The organism is Pseudomonas rhodesiae (genome assembly GCF_013285305.1).
GTDB classification, from domain to species: Bacteria; Pseudomonadota; Gammaproteobacteria; order Pseudomonadales; family Pseudomonadaceae; genus Aquipseudomonas; species Aquipseudomonas rhodesiae.
In genome coordinates, this window is sequence record NZ_CP054205.1 from 4517047 (window position 1) to 4543023 (window position 25977).

28 protein-coding genes are annotated in these 25977 nt (G+C 60.5%); 5 read left to right on the forward strand and 23 right to left on the reverse strand.

The features are described from left to right. Positions 1-280: 280 nt before the first annotated feature. From HRH33_RS20355 to HRH33_RS20405, 11 genes are all read right to left on the reverse strand, one after another. A complete protein-coding gene (locus tag HRH33_RS20355; protein ID WP_034099758.1) occupies positions 281-622 on the reverse strand; it encodes a ribonuclease E inhibitor RraB in 342 nt (113 codons plus the stop codon). Between the two features lie 213 nt (positions 623-835). Beyond that, positions 836-1072 (reverse strand): hypothetical protein, encoded by a 237-nt coding sequence (locus tag HRH33_RS20360; protein ID WP_034099759.1) that lies wholly within the window; start codon positions 1070-1072, stop codon positions 836-838. 103 nt (positions 1073-1175) lie between these two features. Beyond that, entirely contained in the window at positions 1176-1781 is a 606-nt protein-coding gene (locus tag HRH33_RS20365; protein ID WP_167416839.1) for an START domain-containing protein, read from the reverse strand. Between the two features lie 41 nt (positions 1782-1822). Next, on the reverse strand, positions 1823-2077 hold the full coding sequence (locus HRH33_RS20370) for a YkgJ family cysteine cluster protein (protein WP_167416838.1): 255 nt from the start codon (positions 2075-2077) through the stop codon (positions 1823-1825). A gap of 160 nt (positions 2078-2237) precedes the next feature. After that, complete coding sequence (locus HRH33_RS20375) at positions 2238-2711, reverse strand: translation initiation factor 2 (RefSeq protein WP_094065028.1); 474 nt, start codon at positions 2709-2711, stop codon at positions 2238-2240. Positions 2712-2826: 115 nt separating this feature from the next. Continuing rightward, complete coding sequence (locus tag HRH33_RS20380) at positions 2827-4266, reverse strand: aminotransferase-like domain-containing protein (protein WP_034099763.1); 1440 nt, start codon at positions 4264-4266, stop codon at positions 2827-2829. Positions 4267-4476: 210 nt separating this feature from the next. Beyond that, the gene (locus HRH33_RS20385) at positions 4477-5292 is read right to left on the reverse strand and encodes an OmpA family protein (RefSeq protein ID WP_167416837.1); all 816 of its coding nucleotides are present in this window, start codon (positions 5290-5292) and stop codon (positions 4477-4479) included. Further along, on the reverse strand, positions 5289-5651 hold the full coding sequence (locus HRH33_RS20390) for a DUF4398 domain-containing protein (RefSeq protein WP_034138979.1): 363 nt from the start codon (positions 5649-5651) through the stop codon (positions 5289-5291). The genes HRH33_RS20385 and HRH33_RS20390 overlap by 4 nt, the downstream gene beginning before the upstream one ends. Before the next feature lie 9 nt (positions 5652-5660). Then, a complete protein-coding gene (locus HRH33_RS20395) occupies positions 5661-6479 on the reverse strand; it encodes a substrate-binding periplasmic protein (RefSeq protein WP_167416836.1) in 819 nt (272 codons plus the stop codon). An 84-nt stretch (positions 6480-6563) separates the two neighbouring features. After that, the gene (locus tag HRH33_RS20400) at positions 6564-7493 is read right to left on the reverse strand and encodes an electron transfer flavoprotein subunit alpha/FixB family protein (RefSeq protein ID WP_034099767.1); all 930 of its coding nucleotides are present in this window, start codon (positions 7491-7493) and stop codon (positions 6564-6566) included. Positions 7494-7495: 2 nt separating this feature from the next. Next, a complete protein-coding gene (locus HRH33_RS20405; protein WP_034099768.1) occupies positions 7496-8245 on the reverse strand; it encodes an electron transfer flavoprotein subunit beta/FixA family protein in 750 nt (249 codons plus the stop codon). Positions 8246-8760: 515 nt separating this feature from the next. Here HRH33_RS20405 and HRH33_RS20410 point away from each other — a divergent pair. Next, positions 8761-10425 (forward strand): electron transfer flavoprotein-ubiquinone oxidoreductase, encoded by a 1665-nt coding sequence (locus HRH33_RS20410; RefSeq protein ID WP_034099769.1) that lies wholly within the window; start codon positions 8761-8763, stop codon positions 10423-10425. Between the two features lie 108 nt (positions 10426-10533). Here the strand turns inward: HRH33_RS20410 and HRH33_RS20415 are convergent, their stop codons facing one another. Next, a complete protein-coding gene (locus HRH33_RS20415) occupies positions 10534-11427 on the reverse strand; it encodes an AraC family transcriptional regulator (protein ID WP_173603542.1) in 894 nt (297 codons plus the stop codon). A 221-nt stretch (positions 11428-11648) separates the two neighbouring features. Here HRH33_RS20415 and HRH33_RS20420 point away from each other — a divergent pair, with 221 nt between their 5' ends. Then, entirely contained in the window at positions 11649-12701 is a 1053-nt protein-coding gene (locus HRH33_RS20420) for an NAD(P)-dependent alcohol dehydrogenase (RefSeq protein WP_034099771.1), read from the forward strand. On the opposite strand, the gene HRH33_RS20425 is transcribed toward HRH33_RS20420, so the two are convergent. From HRH33_RS20425 to HRH33_RS20455, 7 genes are all read right to left on the reverse strand, one after another. Then, positions 12702-13505, reverse strand: a complete 804-nt coding sequence (locus HRH33_RS20425) for an IclR family transcriptional regulator (protein ID WP_167416835.1) — start codon at positions 13503-13505, stop codon at positions 12702-12704. It lies immediately after the preceding gene. Positions 13506-13949: 444 nt separating this feature from the next. After that, positions 13950-15325 (reverse strand): IS3 family transposase gene (locus HRH33_RS20430; protein WP_425326810.1). Its coding sequence is split into 2 segments (ribosomal slippage): positions 13950-14803 and positions 14803-15325, totalling 1377 coding nucleotides; the frame shifts between segments, so codons are not numbered across the junction. Between the two features lie 105 nt (positions 15326-15430). Next, entirely contained in the window at positions 15431-16399 is a 969-nt protein-coding gene (gene araH / locus HRH33_RS20435) for an L-arabinose ABC transporter permease AraH (RefSeq protein WP_034096889.1), read from the reverse strand. 9 nt (positions 16400-16408) lie between these two features. Beyond that, positions 16409-17911 carry an L-arabinose ABC transporter ATP-binding protein AraG gene (araG, locus tag HRH33_RS20440; RefSeq protein WP_173603543.1) on the reverse strand — a complete coding sequence of 501 codons (1503 nt, stop codon included), beginning with the start codon at positions 17909-17911 and terminating at the stop codon, positions 16409-16411. Continuing rightward, positions 17908-18897, reverse strand: a complete 990-nt coding sequence (locus HRH33_RS20445; RefSeq protein WP_173603544.1) for a substrate-binding domain-containing protein — start codon at positions 18895-18897, stop codon at positions 17908-17910. Before HRH33_RS20445 ends, araG begins: the two co-directional genes overlap by 4 nt. 38 nt (positions 18898-18935) lie before the next feature. After that, positions 18936-19757, reverse strand: coding sequence for an SDR family oxidoreductase (locus tag HRH33_RS20450; RefSeq protein ID WP_167418081.1), 822 nt, complete (start codon positions 19755-19757; stop codon positions 18936-18938). A gap of 168 nt (positions 19758-19925) precedes the next feature. Continuing rightward, positions 19926-20405 carry a GNAT family N-acetyltransferase gene (locus HRH33_RS20455; protein WP_034139011.1) on the reverse strand — a complete coding sequence of 160 codons (480 nt, stop codon included), beginning with the start codon at positions 20403-20405 and terminating at the stop codon, positions 19926-19928. A 219-nt stretch (positions 20406-20624) separates the two neighbouring features. Here HRH33_RS20455 and HRH33_RS20460 point away from each other — a divergent pair, with 219 nt between their 5' ends. From HRH33_RS20460 to HRH33_RS20470, 3 genes are read left to right on the forward strand one after another with little or no spacing between them, the layout of a single operon-like run. Continuing rightward, complete coding sequence (locus tag HRH33_RS20460; RefSeq protein ID WP_167418082.1) at positions 20625-20957, forward strand: hypothetical protein; 333 nt, start codon at positions 20625-20627, stop codon at positions 20955-20957. Between the two features lie 51 nt (positions 20958-21008). Then, positions 21009-21275 carry a hypothetical protein gene (locus HRH33_RS20465; RefSeq protein WP_034114858.1) on the forward strand — a complete coding sequence of 89 codons (267 nt, stop codon included), beginning with the start codon at positions 21009-21011 and terminating at the stop codon, positions 21273-21275. A gap of 50 nt (positions 21276-21325) precedes the next feature. Then, on the forward strand, positions 21326-21706 hold the full coding sequence (locus HRH33_RS20470) for a termination factor Rho (protein ID WP_167418083.1): 381 nt from the start codon (positions 21326-21328) through the stop codon (positions 21704-21706). A 51-nt stretch (positions 21707-21757) separates the two neighbouring features. Here the strand turns inward: HRH33_RS20470 and HRH33_RS20475 are convergent, their stop codons facing one another. From HRH33_RS20475 to HRH33_RS20490, 4 genes are all read right to left on the reverse strand, one after another. Next, the gene (locus HRH33_RS20475; protein WP_167418084.1) at positions 21758-22675 is read right to left on the reverse strand and encodes a PfkB family carbohydrate kinase; all 918 of its coding nucleotides are present in this window, start codon (positions 22673-22675) and stop codon (positions 21758-21760) included. Then, on the reverse strand, positions 22668-24134 hold the full coding sequence (locus tag HRH33_RS20480) for a purine-cytosine permease family protein (protein WP_167418085.1): 1467 nt from the start codon (positions 24132-24134) through the stop codon (positions 22668-22670). Before HRH33_RS20480 ends, HRH33_RS20475 begins: the two co-directional genes overlap by 8 nt. Before the next feature lie 102 nt (positions 24135-24236). Continuing rightward, a complete protein-coding gene (locus HRH33_RS20485) occupies positions 24237-25238 on the reverse strand; it encodes an ADP-ribosylglycohydrolase family protein (RefSeq protein WP_167418086.1) in 1002 nt (333 codons plus the stop codon). Beyond that, a complete protein-coding gene (locus HRH33_RS20490; protein WP_034139017.1) occupies positions 25235-25948 on the reverse strand; it encodes a GntR family transcriptional regulator in 714 nt (237 codons plus the stop codon). The genes HRH33_RS20485 and HRH33_RS20490 overlap by 4 nt, the downstream gene beginning before the upstream one ends. Positions 25949-25977 lie beyond the last annotated feature (29 nt).

Below are 25977 nucleotides of genomic sequence, written 5' to 3' on the forward strand. Positions count from 1 at the left end.
TGTGTCGTGGCGCGCTTCATCGTAATGCGGGCTTTGACTATCAAGAGCATAGTCAGAGTTGATTTCACTGGCCCGCCATAGCTGCGGATAATCGCCACCATCTGCTGAACAGACCTTCAGCGCTCCGCTCTTCCCTTCGGCCACCCTACTCGGGTGGCTTTTTTTTGGTGCATGAAAAGAGCCCGCAAGTTCCGCCGGGGTTCGCGCCGGCGCAAACAAAATCGGCCGACCCGAAGGTCAGCCGATACGCTGCGTTGCTAACGATGTGGAGGACGCACCATTACATCGGCCGCCCCCGCACCTCCTGCTTGACGCCCCAGCCCTCGATAATGCCGCCCAAGGGCTCGACCACTGCTTCAAAGTCTTGCTCGAAGTCTCCTATGCCGTCGTAGGTTGCAGACATGATCTTGCTCAGTTCCAGGTACCAGGCGCCATCATCGCGCGCACTGACCTGAGCGTTCAGGGATTCGCCACGAAATTCGCCCGCCGCTCTGCGCGCCCGTTCTTCGTCGGGGAAAATCGCGTAGAACTCAATGGGATGGAACCGTGAAAAATCGAAACCGCCTTCTTTCATGCGGCGCAGAACGTGGGTGCTGATGTCTTCTTGATAGGCTGTGCTCATGAAAAGTGCTCCTCAATACGATGGATAGACTTTCCGTGCTTCCCGAAGCCCGCGCCTTACTGGCGAGGGAACTACGGCAATGGTTTCACCGCTGGAAAACAAGCATGTAGCTGACAAGACCAGACCTTAGCGATTCATTCGCTGATCTCGTTTGCAGAGTAGCGCGAAGCAATCGCCTCCACCAGAGGCGCTTGGGTGGAGGACAGGGAATATTCAGGCGGCGGGAGAAATGTCGAGAATCTGGATACTGTTCTGGTCTTTGAGGATCTTGACGGTCGGCTCCGGCTTGCGCCCCTCAAGGTCATTGAGGTCAAGTTCGGCGGCAACCGGCACCAGTTTGCTGCGAATCATATGCGCAGCGTCTTCGAGGCTGGGCTTTTGTTCGCAGGTGAACTGCTCTACGGATTTTTCGCCGTGATCATCAACGAAGGTAATTTGCCACGTTTGCATCGGTGCCTCCTCGATAAAACCCGTGTGTGGGCTCACCTTTATCTGGACCTTGGGGGTTCGCCAAACGTTCCACCCAAGGCAGGAAGCACCCGATCAATCGCGCTTATTTTTCCGCGCGGGCTTTGAGCGCCTTGAGGGTGTTGAACGGCGCGTCGACCACGAACTTGTTGGCCAGCCACGAAGGCACGCTGCCGCCTGGCTCGGTGTGCACCTGGTAGGTCACTTCGGTTTCGTTAGCGCCCTTTGGCACCAGTCTCCAGAAACCTTCGACCTGGGCCACACGTACGAAGCCTTTTTCCTCAGGCTTGTAAGTCGGCACGCCTTCCAGCTTGCGGGTCACGCTGCCGTCAGCCGCTTTGGTGGAGGTGACATGGGTATAAGAGTCACGCGGCGTCACAGGCCATGGCGTGTTGAACTGGGTGTAGGTCCAGGCCTCGTCGCCTTTGCTGTCGATCAGCTTTTGCGACTTGCACTCATGAATCCAGGCACATGCGCCAACCACGTCCTCCTGGATAGCGAGGATCTTGGCGACGGGCGCCTTGATCACCGTTACACCTCGATACGCCTTGTATTTGGAGCCGGCAACTTCGCTCAGGGATACCTTGATGCCGTCGTCGTCTTTGGCGGTCACCCATTCTTCAGCCTGGGCGGTGGCCGCAAATAACACGGTAAAGCCGCACACCATAGCCAATCGTTTCAGCGAACCCATTGTTGTATTCCTTATTGTTCAAGTTCCGAGAGTAAAGCCCATCAAGCCGCCGTCATCTGTTCCCACCAGCCGATCAAACGGATCGCATCGGCCTGGTCGGTGCCGCACACCTCGATATCAGCCTTGAAATCACTGCACACCGCCGGCCGTTCCGGCTGGCCGAACAGTTGGCAGAGCAGTTCGACAGACAGGTGCACACAGTGTTCACCCGCCGGCTTGCCATTGGGCATGCCGGGCAACGGCGAACTGATGGAGGGGGCGATGCAGCAAGCGCCACAGCCTTCACGGCATTTCATGACCAGCAGGTCCTCGACGACTCAATAGGATGGCCGGGCTAGAGTACGCCCTTAAACAGCCGTTTTAAAATGGTCCAACAGCGGTTTTTCACACAAAACGAAAGTGACTGACCAGTCTGCGACAGATGGTCGAAACGTCGAGTCACTTGGTAGGAAAAGTTTACTGCTTGAATTCGAAATCCAGCGCCGCTCCCTCGACATCACGCCGCTCTTCGTTGCGCAATTGCAGGCGCATTTCGTTGCTGAGCAGGCGACCGTTAATCTGGAAAGCACTATTATCGGTAGGCTTCTCACCGAACATCGGCGGCAGCAATGGCACGCTCTTGGGCTGGGGCATGGTGCCCAGCGGCTGCAAGTGCCTGACCATGTCCGAAGGCAATGACAGGTCCAACTGGGCCGGCGGCAGTTTGGTCTCGGCCACTTCGTGGGCAGACTTGGCCTTTTTGGCCGCCGCGCGTTTCTTAGCGGCGGCGTTTTTTTTCGCAGAAGCGGCCGTCTTAGCCGGCGCCGGCTTAGTGTTCTGTGCGCTCGCCGCGGGCTTGCTTTCGCTCACGGGAGTCGCCGCCAGCAGCGTGGGGACGTTACACAGGCTTAACAGGCCAATCACCAAAACAGCTCGGAACATCGAGGTCATATCGCCTACAGCATTAACGGCAGAAGGCCACATGCTCGCCTGTTGAGGGCAACATGACAAGCTCGGTGATTAGCCAGCTATCGGCAATGTGCCCATTGTGTATGTCGGCCGTGCCTTAAAATCCGGCGGCGGTCTCCTGGCACAGCTGACTGGCCAGCATCCCCAAGGTCATCAACGCCCGCTCTGCCTCGCGGTTCCACGGCGTACCGCAGTTGAGCCGGATGCAGTGGTTGAATTGCTCGGTGTTACTGAAGATCAACCCGGGCGCGATGCTGATGCCCTGCTGCAAGGCACGCACGTGCAGTTCCTGGGTATTGACCCGTCCGGGCAAACTGACCCACAGGATAAAACCGCCGGTGGGACGGGTCATCTGTGTGCCTTCCGGAAAGTACTGCTGCACCGCCAGCTGGAAGGCGCTGAGGTTCTTGCGGTATTCCTGGCGGATGTAGCGCAGGTGCCTGTCATAGCCGCCGTTCTCCAGGTACGCCGCCACGCCCATTTGGGTGACGCTGCACGCCGAGTGGGTGCTGAACATCTGCAGACGCTGGATCTCCTGCTGGTACTTGCCGGCAATCATCCAACCGATACGCACGCCGGGCGATAAGGTTTTGGAGAAGCTGGAGCAATAGATCACCCGGTCCAGGCGGTCATAGGCTTTGAGGGCCTTGGTGCGGCCCAGCTCGAACATCAGCTCGCCGTAGATATCGTCCTCGACGATCTGTATATCGAAATCCGAAGCCAACCGCAGCAGGTGTTTCTGCCGCTCCTCAGGCATGGTGCCACCCAAGGGATTACTCAGCCGCGTGGTCAGCACCAGCGCCTTGATCGACCATTGGTTGGCGGCCAGTTGCAGGGCTTCCAGGCTCATGCCGGTGGCCGGGTCGCTGGGGATCTCAATGACCTTCAGGCCCAGCAGATCCGCCAGTTGCAGCAGGCCGTAATAAGTGGGGGATTCCGCCGCGATCAGGTCGCCGGGGCGGGTCAGCACACGCAGTGACATCTGCAACGCATCGACGCACCCGTGGGTGATCACCACTTCGGAAGGGTCTACCACCACGCCGGCGTCGCGCATGCGGATCGCCACCTGGCGGCGCAGCGGCTCGAAGCCGGGGCTGAACATATAGCTGAATGCCCGCGGGCTCTGGAAACGCGTGACCTTGGCCAATTGCTGATGCAGGGCGCGCACCGGCAGGTAGTCGACGCTCGGCACCGCAGCGCCCAACGGGAACACACCTTCGCGGCGCGACTCACCCAAAACCTGCTGGATAATGCTGCTGCGCGTGACCAGTCCCGGGCGCTCCACCCGTGCGATATCCGGCGTAGGCGCGGTGAGCGCGGGGGTTTGATGCACGTAGTAACCGGACTGCGGTCGCGCCCTGATCAGCCCCTGGTCCTCCAGGTTGGCATAGGCTTGCAATACCGTGGCGTGGCTCACATTGAGCTGGGAACTCATCTTACGTACCGAAGGCACGCGTTCGCCCGGTTGATAAACACCACGCCGGATATCCTCAGCCAGTTGCTGAGCGATACGTTGGTACAGCAAGAGATTGGTCATGTCGCAGCACTCGATTTCACGGGCGTTTTATTTTTGTGTGAAACATACCGGCACAGTTTAGAAGTGTACGGGGACAGTTGCCACAATAGTCGAGCACGACGGGCAGTGATAGCAAAAACTGTAAGGGTGGCGCTGAGGATATTCAGGCTTGTGCAAAAAAAATGTGGGTAGGGGTTTGCCCCCTCCCACATTTTTAGTCAGCGCAAGGCTTCAGCGGGCGGCGCCCAGTTGGCCGTTGGCATCGGAAAACACGATTTCTACGCGACGGTTCTGCGCGCGACCGCGCTCGGAAGCGTTAGCTTCCACCGGGTACTGGTCGCCATAGCCTTCGACCTGAATGCGCTTTTCGTCTATGCCCAGGTCTACCAGCACATCGGCTACCGATTGCGCGCGGTCACGGGACAGTTTGAGGTTTTCCTGCTCGCCACCGGTACTGTCGGTGTAACCCTCGATGCGCACCACGCGCTTGGGGTTCAGCTGCAGGAATTGCACAATCTTGAGCACGGTGCGGTTGGCCGAGTTTTTCAGTTCCGCCTCGCCGGTGTCGAACAGCACATCGCCCAGGGTCATCACCAGGCCCCGATCGGTCTGGGTGGTAGCCAGGCTGGCGATCTGCTCTTCGAGCCATTTGCCCTGTTGCTGCACGCTGCTCAGTTTGCTTTCGCGTAGGGCTAGTTGCAGGCGCTGACGTTCCAGTTCGAGCTTGGCGCCGCGTTCTTCATTGAGTGCCTGTTCGGTGTGTTCGCGGGCGATGGCGCTGTAGCGCTGGCTCAAGTAGGCGTAGTGCACGACGTCGGCGCCGCTGCCCCAGTAGCTGGACAAGCGATCGGCGCGGGCCAGGGATTCACCTGCCCGAATCACGTCCTTGGGCGCGATGCGCAACACATTGGCGTCTTCCTTGACCTTCTGAAAGTCGCTCCCCGCCTGTTGCAAGGCCTGCTCGCCACTCGGGTGGCTGGCACATCCGCCCAGCAACGCGCTGCCCAGCAGCACTGCGCAGCTCACACCTCGAATCATCGGGCTCATTGGGCGTCTCCCAATTGCAATTGCTTGCGCAGGCGCGTGATACGGGTGTTGAGCACGTTCAGTTGTTCCTGGCTCTTGCGAGTCAGCACTTTGGCTTCGGCCAGACGCGCGTCCAGCTCGGCCTGTTCGGCTTGCATGCGCGCGTCCTTGAAGGATTGCTCGGCCATATCGGCCTTGGCCTGGGTGAATTTGTCCTCGGCCAGCTTCAACTCGGGGGATTCATCGGCATTGGCGCCGACGGCACTGGCCTGTTCCAGGGCTTGCTGGGTGAGGCGTATTTGTTCATTCGGCGCAGGATCGGCTGCACATCCCGCCAGAGCGACAACGGCGAGGGCCGCGAAAAGAGGTCGAAGAGTCACTGAAAATCCCTACTTTGTTGGGGTGCCGACAGATTGTTGCAGTTGCGCCTTCCAGCGCTCGATATTGCGCTGCAGAGCGGCTTGTACCCCATCGGACCCGGCCAATTCTGTCATCTTTTTGGCCAGCTGTCCGCGCAGCCATGGATCATTGCAGGCCGAGTTGTGGGAAATCGCCAGGTACAGGCCAGGTTGATCGACGGGCACATCACGGGCGACCAGGTCGCTGCTCATGCCCAGCGACTGCGCCATGGCGGTGCCGGAATAGCGACCGGCCAGCACATATTCCACCTCCCCCAGCAACAACTTTTGAAATGCAGGCGTCAACGTGGGAAAGCGTTGCAGGCTCAGTTGCTGATTGGCGAAGGTTTCAAATTCACGGCTTAGGCGCGCACGCTCGGAAATGGCGCCTTTATGACCGTGAAGGTCGGCGGCCGTGGCATAGGCCAGCGCCGAATCCTTGCGCGTCCAGACCAGATAATCGGCCGGCATCAGGGCCGGATGGATATAGTCGAAGTGGTCCAGCTCCGCCAGATTAAGCGGTGCATCGGCCAGCATATCCATGCGTCCGCTGCGTGCTTCATCCGAAGCCAGGGTGCGCTTGCCGCCGTAGAGCAGGTCGATTTTCAGCCCCAGATCACTGGCGACTTGCTGCAACACATCGGCAGTGGCGCCGATCAGGTGCGTGGGGTCCTGCGGGTCGCGCCATAAGAGCGGCGGTGCGTCCGGGCTGCCGGTAATCACCAGACGATCACATTTACCGGCAGCCAGCGACAAGGTCGGCAGTAACAGCGTGATACCCAGCAGTGCGGTCCAAGGGCGCAGGTCCATGGCACGGTTCTCCAATTTTCAAAAAAGCCGGGCATAAAAAAGCCCGGTCATACGACCGGGCCCTTTATAAGTGAAGCGACTGGATTAGACCAGCTTCTCCAACTCAGGTACGGCTTCGAACAAGTCCGCTACCAGACCGTAATCGGCTACCTGGAAGATCGGTGCTTCTTCGTCCTTGTTGATCGCGACGATCACTTTGGAGTCTTTCATGCCGGCCAAATGCTGGATCGCGCCGGAGATACCGACGGCGATGTAAAGCTGTGGCGCAACGATCTTGCCGGTCTGGCCGACCTGCATGTCGTTGGGTACGAAACCTGCGTCGACGGCCGCGCGGGAAGCGCCAACCGCGGCGCCCAGCTTGTCGGCCAGGGCGTACAGGTGCTTGAAGTTGTCACCGTTCTGCATGCCACGCCCGCCGGAAACGACGATCTTGGCAGCGGTCAGTTCAGGACGGTCGGACTTGGCCAGTTCTTCGTTGACGAAGCTGGACGTGCCGGCGTCGTGGGCAGCCGCAACCGCTTCAACAGCGGCCGAACCACCTTCGGCGGCGACCGGGTCGAAACCGGTGGCACGCACGGTGATCACTTTGATCGCAGCGCTCGATTGCACGGTGGCAATGGCGTTACCGGCATAGATTGGGCGCTTGAAGGTGTCAGCGCTTTCGACCGAGATGATCTCGGATATCTGGTCAACGTCCAGCTGCGCGGCAACCCGTGGCAGGATGTTTTTGCCGTTGGAGGTGGCGGCGGCCAGGATGTGGCTATAGCCCTTGCCCAACTCGGCGACCAGCGGCGCAACGTTTTCTGGCAGCTGGTGCGCATAGGCGGCGTTGTCAGCGTTCAGAACCTTGCTCACACCGGCGATTTTTGCAGCGGCTTCAGCCACGGCGCCCGCGCCTTGGCCGGCGACCAGTACGTGAATGTCGCCACCGATCTTAGCGGCGGCAGCCACGGTGTTCAGGGTGGCCGGAGCCAGCACCTTGTTGTCGTGTTCGGCGATTACCAAGATAGTCATGTTCAGATTACCTTCGCTTCGTTTTTCAGTTTCTCGACCAGTTCGGCCACCGACTTGACCTTGATGCCCGCGCTGCGTGCAGCCGGCGCTTCGACTTTGACGGTCTTGTTGGTGGAGGCGGTGGAAACGCCCAAGGCATCCGGAGTCAGCGACTCAAGCGGCTTTTTCTTGGCTTTCATAATGTTTGGCAGGGACGCGTAGCGCGGCTCGTTCAAACGCAGGTCGGTGGTGACGATGGCCGGCAGTTTCAGGGAAACCGTTTGGGCGCCGCCGTCGATTTCGCGGGTCACAGCAACGCTGTCGCCGCTTACTTCGACCTTGGAAGCGAAGGTGCCCTGGCCGTAACCGGTCAGTGCAGCCAGCATCTGGCCGGTCTGGTTGTTGTCGCTGTCGATAGCTTGTTTGCCCAGGATCACCAGCTGAGGCTGTTCCTTATCGACAACGGCTTTGAGCAACTTGGCCACGGCCAGGGAGGTCAGGTCCTCGGCAGACTCGACCAGGATGGCGCGGTCCGCGCCCAGGGCCAGGGCAGTGCGCAACTGCTCTTGAGCAGTGGTTGGGCCGATGGACACCACGACGATTTCAGTCGCAACGCCTTTCTCTTTCAGACGCACTGCTTCTTCAACAGCGATCTCGCAGAAAGGGTTCATCGACATTTTGACGTTAGCAAGATCGACGCCGGAATTGTCCGCCTTGACGCGAACTTTCACGTTGTAATCGACAACGCGTTTGACAGCTACAAGAACCTTCATGGATTCCTCGTTACTCTCCGGTGAAAAGAAAGTCGCCTAGGCGAACCTGGCGGTTGATGCTCATCGGCACACAAGGGCACCTCCAAAAACCTCGGCAGCGGCAAACCGACGCACGTGACGACCGTTCGTCAGGGGTGACTGGGAGGTCATTCCTAATCGCGGCGTGTAGACTGCGCGCCATTCTTTGCACGCGTACCTGCCGTTTCTACCGTTGCGTTGCTTTTGGACGTGCTCTTGAAACCCGCTGTCTGCCTACGGTAAGCGCAAAACCGACCGTATCTTGACCGGAACGCCTATTCTGGTCAATACGGCAAAATGGTCAGTCATAAGCCGCGTTGCTTTGATTTACCTAGCCTGCGGGCAATTCAAACAAACGTTTGTATTGGACGCTGACAGTGGTCTATATATAATGCGCCACCTAGAGAGAACGGTGGGTCTTACCGTTGCTGTAAGACGATGCCGAACCTCCATCCATTAGAAAAAAAGCCTGTTGAGCCTTGAGTAGGAGATAGCCTGTGGAACGCGAATACATGGAATTCGACGTGGTCATCGTCGGCGCTGGCCCGGCTGGCCTGTCCGCCGCCTGCCGACTGAAGCAGAAGGCCGCCGAAGCCGGTAAGGAAATCAGCGTCTGCGTGGTCGAGAAAGGCTCTGAAGTCGGCGCCCATATCCTCTCCGGCGCCGTGTTCGAACCACGCGCCCTGAACGAACTGTTCCCGGACTGGAAAGAACTCGGCGCCCCACTCAACACCCCCGTGGTGCGCGACGACATCTATGTACTGCGCAGCAGCGATACCTCGACCAAGGTGCCTGACTTCTTTGTGCCCAAGACCATGCACAACGAAGGCAACTACATTATTTCCCTGGGCAACCTGTGCCGCTGGCTGGCCCAGCAGGCCGAGAACCTCGGCGTGGAAGTCTACCCAGGCTTCGCCGCCCAGGAAGCACTCTTCGACGAAAACGGCGTGGTGCGCGGGATCATCACCGGCGACCTCGGCGTCGACCGCGAAGGCAAGCCGAAAGAAGGCGTCTATACCCCCGGCATGGAACTGCGCGGCAAGTACACGCTGTTCGCCGAGGGCTGCCGTGGCCATATCGGCAAGCAACTGATCCAGCGTTTCAAGCTGGACAGCGATGCCGACGCCCAGCACTACGGTATCGGTCTCAAGGAAATCTGGGAAATCGACCCGGCCAAGCATCAGCCAGGCCTTGTGGTGCACACCGCCGGTTGGCCGCTGGATATCATGAGCAACGAGAACACTGGTGGCTCGTTCCTTTATCACTTGGAAAACAACCAGGTAGTCGTCGGCCTGATCGTTGACCTGTCCTACAGCAACACCTTCCTGTCGCCGTTCGATGAGTTCCAGCGCCTCAAGCACCACCCGGTACTGGCCCAGTACCTGGAAGGCGGCAAGCGCATCAGCTACGGTGCTCGTGCACTGGCCAAGGGCGGCATTAATTCGCTGCCGAAAATGGTCTTCAAGGGTGGCGCGCTGATCGGCTGCGACCTGGGCACCATGAACGTGGCCAAGATCAAAGGCAGCCACACCGCCATGAAGTCCGGCATGCTTGCCGCTGACGCCGTGGCCGAGCGTCTGTTCGCCGAGTCCGAAGGCGGTGACGAGTTGACCAACTACGTCGACAGCTTCAAAGCCAGCTGGCTGTACGAAGAACTGTTCGCCAGCCGCAACTTCGGCCCGGCGATGCACAAGTTCGGCCCGATCATCGGTGCAGGCTTTAACTGGTTCGACCAAAACATCCTGGGCGGCAAGATGCCGTTCACCCTGCACGACACCAAGCCGGACTACGCCTGTCTTAAGCTGGCCAAGGACTGCCAGAAGATCGATTACCCCAAGCCCGACGGCAAACTGAGCTTCGATAAACTCAGCTCGGTGTTCATCTCCGGTACCAACCACGAAGAAGAACAGCCGTGCCACTTGAAGCTCAAAGACCCAAGCATCCCGATCGGCACCAACCTGCCGCTCTACGATGAACCGGCGCAACGCTACTGCCCGGCCGGCGTGTATGAAGTGATTACCCAGGAAGACGGCGAGAAGCGCTTCCAGATCAACGCCCAGAACTGCGTGCACTGCAAGACCTGTGACATCAAGGACCCTTCGCAGAACATCACCTGGGTCACGCCGGAAGGCGCGGGCGGGCCGACTTACCCGAATATGTAAGCCAGAGAAGGCTCCCACATGGGAGCCTTTTTTATAGTTGTCATCAGTCCTGTGTGGAAGGGAGCAAGCCCGCCTCCCACCTTTGGATTGTGTCTTCGCCTGAACTCACTACGCCGCACGCTCTTCACCCGGATTGCGCAAAAAGTAGCGCTTATATTCCCGGCTGAACTGCGACGTACTCTGATATCCCACGCTGTGCGCCGCCTGCGCCACGCCCATGCCGTCCACCAGCAGCAACTGCTGCGCCTTCAACAACCGCAAACGCTTGAGGTACTGCACCGGCGACAACAAGGTGCAGCGCTTGAAGTGCTCGTGAAAGGTCGACGCGCTCATGTGCGCGAAACCGGCCAACGTCTCGATATTCAGCGGCTCGGCGTAATGGGCATGCAGATGATTTAGCGAGGTGGCGATGCGCGAGAACTGCCCCTGCTGCTCCACCAATGCGCGCAGCACATCGGCCTGAGGCCCGCGCAAGGCGGTAAACAGCAATTCGCGCACCCGCGACGGGCCGATGATCCGGCTTTCCAGCGGATCGTGCAGGCACTGCAACAGTCGCTCGACGCAACCTCGCATCGCGTCGTCGAGCACCACCGAACTCATCGACGCCAATGTCTGCGCAGTGGGCGGTGGTCCGGCCTGAATACCCATGGCCATGACCAGCTCGCCGAGCACCACGCGGTCGATCCCCACCGTCACCCCCAGCAACGGCGCGCCGGGTGCCATGGCAAAGGTCTCGCACTCGAACGGCACCGGCATCGCCTGGATCAAGTAATGCCCGGCGCCGTACTCCAGCGTACGCGGGCCCAGGTACGCGACTTTGCTGCCCTGGGCCACGAACATCAGGCTCGGCTCATAGATCTGCGGGCCGCGTGCCACATCACAACTTGCACGCAAAACCTGTACGCCAGGCAAGTGGGTCGGGGAGAAACCGTCACGGGTCGTGAGGCCCTCGATCAAGGAAACCAACGTGGCGTTGGCGTCGAGATGGCAGGTCAATAACATAAAGGCAGTTCTCGGGAGTTTTCAGATCTGAGCATCAGCAAGCTTCAACCTCAAGCTGCAAGAGAGCGCGCAGTTTATAGCTTGCGGCTTGTAGCTTGCTGCTTTTAGCTGCTCCCCCGGAGTTTTAGGCATGAGACTCGGAGCAATCGCCATGGCCGCCAAGCAAGTCGATGCGGACAATGGCCCGCCTCACTTGTCATTGTTTTTGCGAGGTTCTCTGCATGTACACCGCCATCGGTTACGCCGCCCAGTCGGCCACCACTCCCCTCGCCCCCATGAGTTTCCAACGTCGCAGCCCACGGGCCGACGACGTGGCCATCGAGATTCTGTACTGCGGCGTGTGCCACTCTGACATTCACCAGGCGCGCAACGAGTGGGGCATCGCCGTCTACCCGCTGATGCCCGGCCACGAGATCGTCGGCAAAGTCACCGCCGTGGGCGCCAGCGTCACCGCGCACAAAGTCGGCGACCTGGTGGGCGTGGGCTGCATGGTCGATTCGTGCCGCCAGTGCCAGGCTTGCCAGTCGGACCTCGAGCAATACTGCCTTGAAGGCCCGACCATGACCTACGCCACCCCCGACCGTGTGGACGGTAGCAATACCATGGGCGGCTACTCCGACAGCATCGTGGTCAGCGAACATTTTGTGGTGAAGATCCCGGCCAAGCTCGACCTGGCCAGCGCTGCGCCGATCCTGTGCGCGGGCATCACCACCTACTCACCGCTCAAACACTACGGGGTCAAGGCTGGCGACAAAGTCGGGATTCTCGGCATGGGTGGCCTGGGCCACATGGGCATCAAGTTCGCCAAGGCCATGGGCGCGGAAGTGACGCTGTTTACCCGTTCCGCGAGCAAGGCCGAAGAAGGCCGTCGCCAGGGCGCCGATCATGTGATCGTGTCCACCGACGCCGAGCAAATGAAAGCCGCCGCCGGGCACTTCGACTTCCTGCTGGACACCATCCCGGTGCAGCACGACCTGAACCCCTACCTCGACACCCTGCGTTTTGACGGCGTGCATATTCTGGTGGGCCTGATCGAGCCGGTGGACCCGCCCGTCAATGCCGCCAAACTGGTGCTGGGGCGCAAAGTGCTGGCCGGCTCGTTGATCGGCGGTATTGCCGAAACCCAGGAAGTCCTGGATTTCTGTGCCGAGCATGGCATCACCTGCGATATCGAAATGCTCGACATCCGCCAGATCAACGAGGCTTACACCCGCATGATCGCCGGCGATGTGAAGTACCGCTTTGTCATCGACATGGCGACCCTCAAGGTCTGATCAGGCCTTCGCACCCAACTCCGCCGACAGCCGTGCTGCGACCTGTTTGATTACAGGGATCAGCTCGGCCATTTTTTCCAGCGGCATGTAGGGCACGGTACTGGCGATGCTGATGCCGGCGACGATCCGCCGGCTGGCATCGCGCACCGGTGCGGCCACGCAACGGATCGACGGTTCGTTGTCTTCCAGATCGAACGCATAACCACCCGCCACGTACTCGTGCATGCGTTGCTCGAACTGCGCCCAGGATTGCTCAGGATGGTGGGGCCACTGCAGATTCTTCCCGCCTGCTGGCAGGCTGGCGTCGTACAAGCGTTGCCATTCCTGTACCGAATCATCCAGCAACATCGCCTTGCCCACCCCGGTACGCGCCAACGGCATGCGATGGCCGACCCGCGAGCGCATTTCCGGGCCGTAGCGGCCAGGGTTCTTGTGCAGGTAGAGCACATCGTCGTGTTCGCGGATGGCCAAGTGGATGGTGTCGCCGGTCAGCGCCGATAGTTCGTCCAGGTACGGCACCGCCAGGGTAACCAGCGGCAACTCTTCGCGCGCCTGGAACCCCAGCTCGATCAACTTCGGCCCCAACAGGTAACCAACTTGCGGCACCACACGCAGGTAACGCTCGTCCACCAGGCAACTGGCCAGGCGGTGGGTGGTGCTGCGAGTGGTGCCGATGCGCTTGGCGATCTCTTTCAGATCCCGCGCACCCGCCGCCACCGCCTGCACCACCCCCAGGCCACGCAACAGGGTCTGGGTGCCGGTGGGGGCGGCGTCTTTGACGGGGATGTGGGCGTTTTCCTGCATATCGGGCCTATTGGGAAGTACGAAAACGGGCGCCATTATGGCAAATACCCGAGGGCAACACAGTGCGGATATCTATGTAGGGGGCTTTGCCCAATGGCCGTGGGTCAGTTTGAACATCCTGGTCTGACACACCGCTATCGGGGGCAAGCCTCCTCCCACCTTTTGATTTCACATGACCAGGGCTCAGCGTTGTTTCATGGGCTCAGTCACCGCTGCCAGCACCAGCATCGAACAGCCTTACTGTGGGAGGGGGCAAGCCCCCTCCCAGCTTTTGATTTCACATGACCAGGGCTCATCGCTGTTTCATGGGCTCGATCACCGCTGTCAGCAACAACATCGAAGCGCCTTACTGTGGGAGGGGGCTTGCCCCCGATTGCGGAGCGTCAGTTTGCATTTTTGTTTCTGATCTACTGAAGTGCGCCCCAAAAGTTGGACAGTAATTGTCTAGGCTACAGCGGAACGGGCTCTGTACTCTACAGGGCTCAGTCCGCCAAGCTTCGTTTTGATTCGCTTATGGTTGTAGTAATGGATGTATTGATCCAGTCCAGCCTGCAACTGAGCCGCGCTGTCGAAGCTTTCGCGGTAGTAAAACTCTGACTTCAACGTGCCGAAGAAGCTCTCCATCGTGGCGTTGTCATAGCAGTTTCCTTTGCGTGACATGCTTTGTTCCAGCCCCGCCTGTTCTAGTCGCTCGCGATACTTCGAGTATCGATAGTGCCAGCCTTGATCCGAGTGCAGCATGGGTTTAGCGCCCTCAGGCAGGCGCTCGAGCGCTCGCTCCAGCATGTCGCCAACCAGGGCATATTGGGGGCGTATGGCGGTCTGATAAGCCACGATTTCTCCGTTGTATAAGTCCAAGATCGGCGACAGATACAGCTTTTTACCTGCCACTTTGAACTCGGTGACATCCGTCACCCATTTCTGATTCGGCTTTTCGGCTTCGAACCGACGAGCCAAGGTATTGGGTGAGATTTCTCCCATCGGCCCTTTATATGCTCTGTATTTCTTGGGTCGCACCGTGCATTTGAGCCCCAACGCTCCCATCAATCGTCGTACCGTTTTACCGTTGATCTGTAGTCTTTCTTTGCGCAGTTCCAGCGTCATACGGCGGTAGCCCAGGCGCCCTTTATGCTCTTCCTGAAGGCTCTGGATCGAGGCTTTGACTGAGACGAAGCGGTCCGCAACGCCCATGACCTTGAGTTGGTAGTAGTACGTGCTTCGCGCCAGCCTTAGCAGTTTGAGCAGGTCCGCCAGCGGAAAGTCTTGTCTCAGCTCAGTGACTATTCGAGCTTTTTCTTCGCTTCGTTCTCCCGCCTAATCACCGCCTCGCCTAACTCCCCAAGCTTTTTTAGGTAGGCGTTCTCCATGCGCAAATACTGAAGTTCATCCAGCAGGGCTTTGTGCGCAAGCTCCTCCTTTGTAAGGGGGGCGGCAGATTTACGCAGTTTGGCAGGTGGCTTTGGCATAGCGGTATTCAGTCCTTTTTTCCCTGAGGCCAGGGCTTCAATACCGCCACTGTAATACTGCTGCTGCCATCTGCCCACTTGGGTGGAGTCACCCAGGTTGAAAAGCGCCGCTGCGCGGCGCAAGGAGAGGGAGTCGCGCCACATGCGTTGCAGAACGGAAAACTTGAACAGCGCGCTGTAACGCCCACCGGCACTGCTCAGGCTGGCCTCACCGTGCAGCCGGTAAGCCTCCACCCAACGGCGAAGCAAGGTGGGGTCCATTTGAAATTGAGCGGCGATATGGCGAAAACCCCGGCCTCGTTCAAGAAAAGCCGTAATGGCGGAAAGCTTGAACTGCGTCGTGTACTTGCTCATGAAAAAGCCCCAAGAGTTGGATAGGTGTCCAACTTTTGGGGCGCACTTCACTACCGCTATCGGGGGCAAGCCCCCTCCCACATTGAGTCCTTACGGGGCATGGAGTCAGCGTTGTTTCATGCGGTCGATAACCACGGCCAGCAGCAGGATGGAGCCGCGGATTACATACTGGTAGAAGGTGTCGATGTTCTTCAGGTTCATCGCGTTTTCGATGATCGCCAGGATCAGCACGCCCGCGATTACGTGGCGGATCATGCCGATGCCGCCGCTCAGCGACACGCCGCCCAGTACGCAGGCCGAGATGACGGTCAGTTCGAAACCCTGGCCGATCATCGGTTGGCCCGAGGTCATGCGTGAGGCCAAAATCACGCCGGCCAGGGCACCGATCAGGCCGTGTACGGCGAAGATCAGGATCTTGGTGCGGTCCACGTTCACGCCCGCCAGCAGCGCCGCTTCCGGATTGCCGCCAATGGCCATGGTGTTGCGCCCATAGGTGGTGTAGTTGAGCAGCCAGCCGAAAAACACGAAGCACACCAGGGTGATCAGGATCGGCACCGGCACGCCGAACAGTTGGCCGTTGCCGAAGATAAAGAACTGCTCCTGGGACACCCCCACCGCTTTGCCGTCGGCAAAAATGTAGGCCAGGCCGCGCACAATTTGCATGGTTGCCAGCGTGGTGATCAGCGCGTTGACCCGCAGCTTGGCGATCACGATGCCGTTGATCAGCCCCACCACCAGGCCCATCAGCAACGCCGCGCCAATGCCCAGCATGACGCTGTCGGTGTCGCGCATGACGATGGCCGCGACCACCCCGGCACAGGCGATCACCGAACCCACCGACAGGTCAAAATGCCCCGAGGCCAGGCAGAACAGCATGGTGCAGGCGGCGATGCCCACGGTGGAAATCGCCAGGCCCAGGCCGCGCATGTTCAGCGGCGAGAGGAAGTTGTCGATCAGCAAGGCGCACAACACGAAGATGGCGATGGCCGCCAGCAGCATCGCCCAGTTGTCGAGCAAGGCGCGCATGTCCAAGGGCTTGCGTGCCGTGGGCAGCGCGTTGTTTTGAGTGGTCATGGTTTTCTCTCAGTTCGTCACGCGGCGCGGCAAGGCCAGCTGCAGCAGGTTGGATTCAGTGGCGTGTTCGCGCGGGTGTTCGCCGCGCAGCGCGCCTTCGCACAGCACCAGGATGCGGTCGGCGATGCCCATCACTTCCATCAGGTCGCTGGACACCACGATCACCGCGATGCCCTGGGCCGCCAGGTTGTGGATGATCTGGTAGATCTCGGCCTTGGCGCCGATGTCGATGCCGCGGGTCGGTTCGTCGAGCAGCAGCACTTTCATCGGCATCGACAGCCAGCGGCCCAAAATGGCTTTCTGCTGGTTGCCGCCGGAGAGGTACAGGATCTTCTGCGCGGCGTTCGGGGTTTTGACTTTCATCGCCTGGATCTGCTGCGCGGCGTTGCCCTTTTCCCAGCCCTCGCGCAGCAGCCAGCCGAACCGCGAGTGGGCGCCACGAGCACTGATGTTGATGTTTTCGGCCACACTGGACAGCGGGATGATGCCTTCCTTTTTGCGGTCTTCGGGGCACAGCAGCACCCCGGCGGCGATGGCGTCGCGCGGCGAGCGCAACTGCAATGGCTCACCCTCCAGCGCCAGGCTGCCGGCGCTGGCACGCTCCAGGCCGCTGAGCAGACGGAACAGCTCCGTACGCCCGGCCCCCACCAGCCCGAACAGGCCGAGGATTTCGCCTTTGCGCACCTGGAAACTCACCGGCTCGCGCAAGCCTGGCCCAAGCAGACCGTCGACCTTGAGCGCCACCTCGCCGTGCTCGCGCGGGCGGTAGTCGTAGATGTCCTGAATATCGCGACCGACCATGCAGGTCACCAACTGGTCGTGGGTCAGCGCGCTCATGTCCTCGAACGTGCGCACGTAGCGGCCGTCCTTGAACACCGTGACCGCGTCGCAGATGCGGAACACTTCTTCCATGCGGTGCGACACGTAGAGCACCACTTTGCCCTCGTCGCGCAGGCGCGTGATGATCGCCATCAAGCGGTCAATCTCCCGCGCCGAGAGGCTGCTGGTGGGCTCGTCGAAGGCGATCACATGGGCGCCCCGGGACAGCGCCTTGGCGATTTCCACCAATTGGCGCTGGCCCAGGGACAGGCGCCCGAGCTTCTGGTCCGGGTCGATCTCATCGGCCAGGCCCTTGAGGCACGCCAGGGCCTGCTTGCGCAGCAGGCCACGGTTGACCACGCCCCAGCGCGTGGGCAAATGGCCGAGAAACAGGTTCTCGGCCACGCTCATTTCCGGCACCAGGTGCAGCTCCTGGTGAATCACCGCCACGCCGCTGGCGATGCTGTCGGCCGCGCATTTGAAGGCCAGGGTCTGCGCGCCGATCTGCAGCGCGCCGCTGCTGGGGATATAGGCCCCGCCGAGGATCTTCAGCAGCGTCGACTTGCCCGCGCCGTTCTCGCCCATCAACGCATGCACTTGCCCGGGCTGGGCGGTAAAACTGATGCCGTCCAGCGCCTTGACCCCGGGAAAGGTCTTGCCGATGCCGTCAAACCGCAAGGCCGCAGCGGTCATTTCCACAGCCCGATTTTGGTCAGTTCTTCTTGGAAGTTGGCGCGGGTGATCAGGGTCACTTCGTCCATGGCGGTGTATTTAGGCGGCTCTTTGCCGGTGGTCACCCACTCGAACATCATCTCGGCGGTTTTGTAGCCTTCGATATGCGGGCTTGGCAGCATGGAGCCGTAGAAGCCGCTGTCGGGTTTTTTCAGTTCGCCGATGGCATCGGTGCCATTGATGCCGATCCCGATCACATTGGCCGCCTTGAAACCGGCCGCTTCAGTGGCGCGCACGCCGCCGAGCACCGTGTTGTCGTTCATACCGCCGATGATCAGGTTTTTCACGCCGCTTGGGAGTTTGACCAGGGCCGAGTTGGCGGCGTCCATGCTGCCCGGTACGTCCAGGGTTTTCAGCGGGGCGGTGAGGATATGGTCCGCGGGGATGCCGGCTTTTTTCAGCGAATCGATCGAACCGTCGGTGCGTTTCTTACCGGTATCGAGCTCGTTGAAAGTGGTGATCACCGCGTAGGTTTCTTTCCAGTCCCAACCGCGTTTTTTCGCCTCATCCGCCATGGCCGCGCCCTGCTTCTGGCCCACCTCGAACGCGGCCATGCCCAGGTACGGCACGTCTTCCATAAACTTGCCCTTGGCGTCGACGAAACGGTCGTCCACCGCCATGACTTTCATATCGTTGAGCTTGGCCTTGGCCACAATCGCCGGGCCGAGGGACACATCCGGCGGGCAGATCACAAAACCCTTGGCGCCGTTGGCGGCCAGGCTGTCGATGGCCGACAGGGTTTTCTCACCGTCGGGCACGGCGATCTTAATCAACTCAAACCCCTTGTCCTTGGCGGCTTTTTCGGCGAAGGCCCACTCGGTCTGGAACCAGGGTTCTTCGGCTTGTTTGACTAGGAAGCCGATTTTGACTGTATCCGCAGCCACGGCGAAGGAGCTGAGGCTGCTGAACGCAACGGCGGTAGCGAGAACACGTAAGGCTTTTTTCATGAACGGCACCTCTTGTTGTTATTGGAGAGCGGCAGGTTCTAGTCGTGGTACATCACAGACCGCCCGCCATCGATCATCAGGCAGGTGGCATTGATAAAAGGCGCTTCGTCGGTGGCCAGGAACAGCGCCGTCATCGCCACCTCGACCGGTTGGCCAATGCGCTTGGGCGGGTGCAGGTCGAAGGCGCGCTGGCGTTCGGCGTGGGGGTCGGGGAAACCGTTCCAGTAATCGACATTCAGCTGGGTTTCGATATAGCCCGGCGCAATCGCATTCACGCGGATGCCTTTGGGCGCGTATTCGATGCCCAGCGCGCGGGTCAGGCCGAGCAGGCCATGTTTGGCCACCGGGTACGGAAAGCACCCGGGAATGATGTGGCTGGAATGGGTGGAGGCGATGTTGATGATATTGCCGATGCCCTGCTCGATCATGTGCGGCAACACCGTGCGACAGCCGAACCAGGCACCGTCGAGATCGATGGCGAAGCAGCGGCGCCAGTCTTCGTCGGTCATTTCCAGCGGGTCGCGGAACACATTGACCCCGGCGCAATTGACCAGCACATCCACACGCCCGAAGCGCTCGATGGCCAGGTTGACCAGCGCCTGCCACTGTTCCTTGGCGGTGATATCGATAGGGAGTGCATGGATCTGGGCGCCGCGTTCGCGCCAGTGAGCGGCAACGGCCTCGACCTTGTCGCCCTGGATATCGCCGATCACCAACTGCGCCTGCTGGGCTTGAAAGCACGCGACGATCGCCTCGCCAATGCCTTGGGCGGCACCGGTGATCACGACCACCTTGCCTTTGAGACGCTCGCCGTAAGTAGGCTCGGACACCCTGGGCAACGACAACGGTTGTGCCTGCATCGCTTCACCTGTTTTATTTTTGGTAGTGAGTGCTGATGCCGCCGACTATAAACCTAGAACCTGAAACATCTCAATATATAAATTTACATCCCATATTGTGAGAAAAAATGTAAAAAAACCGGCACATCCATGCCGGTAACTGATCAAGTAATAGAACGACTTTCAGCCTCAACCCAAGGCGAAGTCACGCAACGCATCGCCTTCCATGCGGTACCGCACCCACTCTTCCTGCGGCTGTGCGCCAATGGATTTGTAGAAGGCAATCGCCGGCTCGTTCCAGTCCAGCACGCTCCACTCAAAGCGCCCGCAGCCATTGTCGAACGCGATCTTGGCCAAATGGCGCAACAACTTCTTGCCCGCCCCGCCGCCACGTTGTTCCGGGTTGATGTAGAGGTCTTCAAGGTACAGGCAGTTACTGCCCAGCCAGGTGGAGTAGCTGAAGAAGAACACTGCAAAACCGATGGGCACGCCGTCCCGCAAGCAAATCAGACCATGGGCGGTGGCGCCCTCGCTGAACAGGCTACGTTCAATGTCCACCACACTGGCGATCACTTCATGCCGGGCTTTTTCGTACTCCGCAAGCTCGGTGATAAAAGTCAGGATCTGCGCAGCGTCACTGGGCACGGCGGGACGAATCTCGATGGTCATGGGCGAGCCTTGGCAATGTCAAAGCCCACATACTAAGGCGCTTTGATGACTGATTGCAGCGCAATTTTATGGGCTACGAGGTGGCGTCGATGTGGCCCAATGCGCTGACACACAAATTTTTACAGGCAACTTGATACCGTTCGTCGCCATCGAGGCACGATCAATAAACGTCGGCTGACCAACAAAGGGTAAGGACATTAATCATAAGGAGACACCCTCATGAACCATTCCAAATGTGCTGCCCTCGCCCTCGCCGGTCTGCTGTCCGCGGTTTCCCTGAGCAGCTTCGCCGCGACCTCATCCACCGGCCTGACCAACCCGGACGCCACCACCGAGTCGCAGAAGTCCATGGGCACGGGCCTGGACACCAATGGCGGCGCGGTGATCGATAACACCAACGCCGCCGACCCGCACACTCAAGGTCATGACACCCAACGCCAGGCACCGGCTGCGGTGGGTAACGGCAAGATGGGCCCGTCGGTGAACGAGCCGAAGATCAACAAAGGCGACGACTCGAACCTGCCGGGTTCGCCGAAGCAACCTGCACCTTGATTCATCGCACGCGAGACGAACACCCGATCATTTCCCCATGAAGAGGTACGCATGAACGTCGATAAGAACCTTGAGAGAGAAGTCCTCACCCGCCTGTTGCACGCCCATCCCCATGGTTTGGGCAAGGAGGTGCTCGACAACTACCGCGGCGAGAAAGTAGTCGCCAGTGCCTTGGCGTTCCTTCAAGACCGTGGACTTATCAAGGACGGTCACGTGACCACCGACGCTGCCGGTGAATATGCCTTGAACCTGCCGATCAAGTTGACCGCGTCGGGTGTCGATGAGGCGCGCAAGCTGGAAAGTGCCGACCCTCAGTAATTCATTTTGTCTGGTCTGGCCCTGGCGACAGGGCCAGTAGGAGTATCGCAATGCCTCTTGGAAGCAAAGCCAAATACACCGCCGCACAGAAGCGTAAAGCCTCCCGTATCGAACAGAGTTACGAGGACAAAGGCGTGCCCAAATCCGAAGCCGAAGCCCGTGCGTGGGCCACCGTCAACAAGCAGTCCGGCGGGGGCGAAAAGGCCGGTGGCTCGGGTCAGCGCAAGGCCCCGGCGAAGAAGGCCCAGGATCGTCATGACTCGGCCAAGCGGGCTGCCGCCAGCCGTGAAGGGCATCCGCGCAACAGCCGTGAGTCCTTAAGCACCCAGACCAAGGAAAGCCTGCTCAAAGAAGCCCGGGCGAAAGATATCCGCGGGCGTTCGAGCATGCGTAAAGATCAGTTGATCGAAGCGTTGAAGAAGGCAAGTTGACCCTGCCTTGGCAGCGGTGGGAGGACGTCCGCGTCCTGCCACCGTTGGTTGTCATGATTTGAGGAAGGCGTCGACTTCAGCACCGGTCGGCGCAGTGGCCGGGCCCCAGCGCGTCACCGCCAACGCCGCCGCCGCATTTGCACGGCGCGCCGATTCCACCGGTTCGAGGCCTTGGGCCAGACCGGCAATCATCACCCCCGCGTGCGCGTCCCCAGCGCCATTGCTATCCACCGCCTGCACCATGAACCCCGGCACATGTTCGATCTGAGCCCCACGCCCCACCCAGCAGCCATTCGGACCATCGCGTACCACCAACAGCGTGTCAGCGGGTAAGTGCCGAGCGAGGTCGGTCAACGCCTGCGCAATATCCGGCGCCCCGGTGAATGCCAGTGCTTCTGGCCCGTTGCTGGTCCAGATATCGATGCGCGGCAGCAAGGCAACCATCAGTGCCGAATTCGGCCCCTTGGCCAGCGGTCCCGGATCGAACACCACCGCGATGGTCCGCGGTAAGGCCAGCAGCCAGTCGATCAGCGGCTGGGCCTTGCCTTCCAGCAGCAGGCTGTAGCCGCTGACATACACGTAGTCATCGGCACATGGCACCACGCTGGCCAAATCTTCGGCGCTCAGTTCCCCCTCTGCCCCAAGGCGCGAGATAAAAGTGCGCTCCGTGGACGCCTCGGTCAGCGCCACGCATAGGCCTGTGTCCTTGCCACTGCTCGGTGCCAGGGCCACGTCGATGCCGTCCGCCTGCATCGCCGCACGGGCCAGATCGCCGAAGCGCCCGGTGCCATGGCGCCCCAAGTACACCACCGGCATGCCGTTGCGTCGCGCGGCGGCCATCACATTGAAGCCGCCGCCGGTTTCGAAACTGGCCGATTGGGCCAGTACGTCGCCCCCCGTGGCAGGCAATGTATCGAGGGCCATGACCAGGTCGACGATGACCTGCCCCGTGTGCAGCAATCTAGACATGCGCGCCCTCAACCAGCGCCGGGCGTCGATCAGATGCACCACCCAGCACGGCGTAGATCCCACCCGCGACCAAGAACGTGACAATCCAACCCAGGCCGTTATGGCCCAGCCAGGAGTCGGACAACGGCCCGGCAAACCATATGTTGTCAGCGGTAGTGCCGATGGTGGTAAAGCTGAAACCCAGCACGATCGCCACGGCCCACGCGCCGAATGCGCGCCATTCCACGCCGCCGCGATACCAGTAGGCGCTGCTGGGGCTGACGTCCAGCAGATCCTGGGCGCTGTAGTAGTGACGGTGGATCAAGTCGACCACGAAGATGCCGACCCACGCGGTAATCGGCACCGCCAGCAGTGAAATGAAGGTAATAAACGGGCCGTAGAAACTGTCGGCAATCAGCATGAAGTAAATCGAACCGGCGAAGATCGCCACGATATCGACGATCACCGCATGTACGCGCTTGACCTTCAAACCGAGGGTCAGGGTGGTCAGCCCCGCCGAATACACCGACAGGTTATTCGACAGCAACAGCCCCCCGAACGCCGTGATCAGGTACGGCACCGCCATCCAGGTGGGCAGCATGTCGCGGATCGCGATGATCGGGTCCGTGGCCGCCGCCAGGTCGTTATTGCCCACCGACAACAGGCCGCCCAGGGTGATCAACAGCACCAGCGGAATGCCCGCGCCAAAGGCAGCGGACGCAACCAGTCGCGCGGCCTTGACGCTGCGGTGCTGGTAACGCGACATATCGGCACCGGCGTTGGCCCAGCCGATACCGGTACCGGCCGCCATGGTGCCGATGCCGATGATCATCGCGCTCAGGGGTGCCGGCGTGGCATTGAACACGGCGTTCCAGTCGATGGTGGCGCAGAGAAAACCACCCACTAGGATATTCAGCGCGCCAAACACGTAAGTGGCCCATTTCTGGATCACCAACAAAGTGGCATGGCCCAGACCGGAGACCGCCAGGGTCAGCAGCACGAAAATGCCGATAAAGATCAGGGTCAGCACCGGCGCGCTTTTGGCCTCGACCGCCGAGCCGAACAGGATTGAGCACAGCGACAGCAGCACAAACGCAGCGGTAGTGGTGTTGACGGTTTCCCAGCCCAGGCGCGACATCAGCGAAACCAGAGTCGGACCGATATTACCGCGCACGCCGAAGATGGCGCGCGACAGCGTCAGGCTGGGGGCGCGGCCGCGTCGGCCGGCGATGGAGATGATGCCCACCACAGCAAAGGAACCGGCGGCGCCGAGGATCGCCACGATCACCGCCTGCCAGATCGCCAAGCCGCGAAACGCCACCAACGTGGCACCCAGCGGCAGGCCGAGGATGCTGATATTGGCGGCAAACCACACCCAGAACAGCTGCAGCGGGTGACCATTGCACTCCGCTTCGGGGACCGGTTCGATACCGCGTGTTTCCAATTGCCCGGCGTTTTGGCCGGCAGACGTGCTGCTCATGGTGCTGCTCCTGATGCCTGTATTTGTTGTGGTGATGGCAAATAGTTAAAGGGTTAACCCGTCATCCTGACTGTGTTCAGCAACGCACGTCGCAACGCGCGCTTAACGCAAGGCGAGCAGCCCCTGGACCAAGGGTTGCAAATCCAGCCCATTGACCCGTCTGACCTGCTCGATCATCGCTGGTGGCCAGCACTGCATGCCCAGACAAGCGCCAAGCATGGCGCCCAGCATCGCTGCGATGGTGTCGGTATCGCCGCCGAGGCTGGCGGCCAGGCACAACGCGTCCAGCGCCGTCAGCTCACCCACCGCCACCCGCTGCGCGAGGGCGAACGACACCACCACTGACTCCTGGGAGGCCACGGAGGTGCCGATCAACTCATACAACAGGTCAGCGAACAGCGCGGTATCGCCGCTGCCAACGCTCAAGGTGCGCGCCCAACTGATGCGCGTGGAAATCCGCCCACCCGCCACCCAATGGCCCTGGCTCTCGGTTTGTTGGGCTATCTGGGTGCCGATGCTTAACGCTTCGCCCAGATCCACGCCGTTGATACCGGCCGAAACCACCGCAGCCACCGCTGCCGCGCTGGAGATGCCCAGGGTCGTGTTGTGGGTGACTTGGCACGCCTGGATCACCGACTGGACAAATCGAACCGAATCGTTGACATCGGCGGCAATGCCCACCGGCGTGATACGCATGGCCGCGCCGTTGGTGGTGCCGTAACGCCCGGATTCCTCTGGAGTATGGCCGGCGAGGATCATGTCGATCGCGCGCTTGGTGGAGGGACCGAGCAAGTCCTGGGAGCCCTTGGCGCGCATGCTCGCTTCCCAGTCGATCAGGCGCTGGGCGAGGACCGCAGGCTCGATCGTGCCCTGGCCTTGCACCAACAACTCGCCCACCAGAATCGCTTGCTCGGTGTCGTCGGTCACCGAGCCGGCGGGCATGTTGGGGGCGATGGGTTGGTCGGCGTGGGCATCGACCAGCGTTGTGATCGCGCCGAACCGCGCGCGTACCTGCTCGCGGTTGAGGGATTGGGTCGGCATGCCGAGGGCATCGCCCAGGGCCAGGCCGTAAAAGGCGCCGAGGGCGCGATTATGCGGGGTCATTTGGCGGTTCCGAATTGCAGGTGCAGGCGAAAGTGCACAGGGTCAAGCACGCTTTCGACGTACTCCATAAAACGTCCGCGACGGTCGAAAGTGGTTCGCGACGCCTTCAAAAACACCGTGCCGACTGGGCGCCCCAGCAGCTCGGCGTCTTCGTCGCTCAATGGCTCGGCACCGATCCACTGGTCGCCATCAGCGCCGACATAGCCATAGGCCGCCAGGGTAATGGTCAGAGAATTGTCGATCAGGCCGACCCGGGGCAGGCTCTCAAGACTGCCAGCGGCGGGCATCAACGAGCGTTCCAGGGACACGGCAGTGCCATCGGTGGTCCGACGGCGCCGGTCGAGGGCGATGAACTGATCGCTGCCGAAGCGGTTGAGCAAGTCCGGGCGGGTTACCGCTTCCAGGCGCAGGACGTCAGTGGTGATCAACGCCCCCGTATCGGCCAAGGCCTGCGCCCAGCCGCTGGCTTGATCGAGCACCATGCCGTCAAAGGTGACAATGGAGCCGACCCCGCTCTGGGTGGCGATGTAGTTGCGGCGCTTCAGCTCGGCCAGAGCCTCGCGCAAGGTGCCTCGGCTGACCCCGAACTCTTCGGCCAATTGGTGCTCGCCCGGCAGCAGGAAACCGTCGGCCATCATGCCACCTTCAATGCGGCGGATGAGTTCGTCGACGACGCGTTTTTTCTTATCGAATCGCACATGTCTAATCATGTACAAATTGATAACCGAAAGGCCCGGTG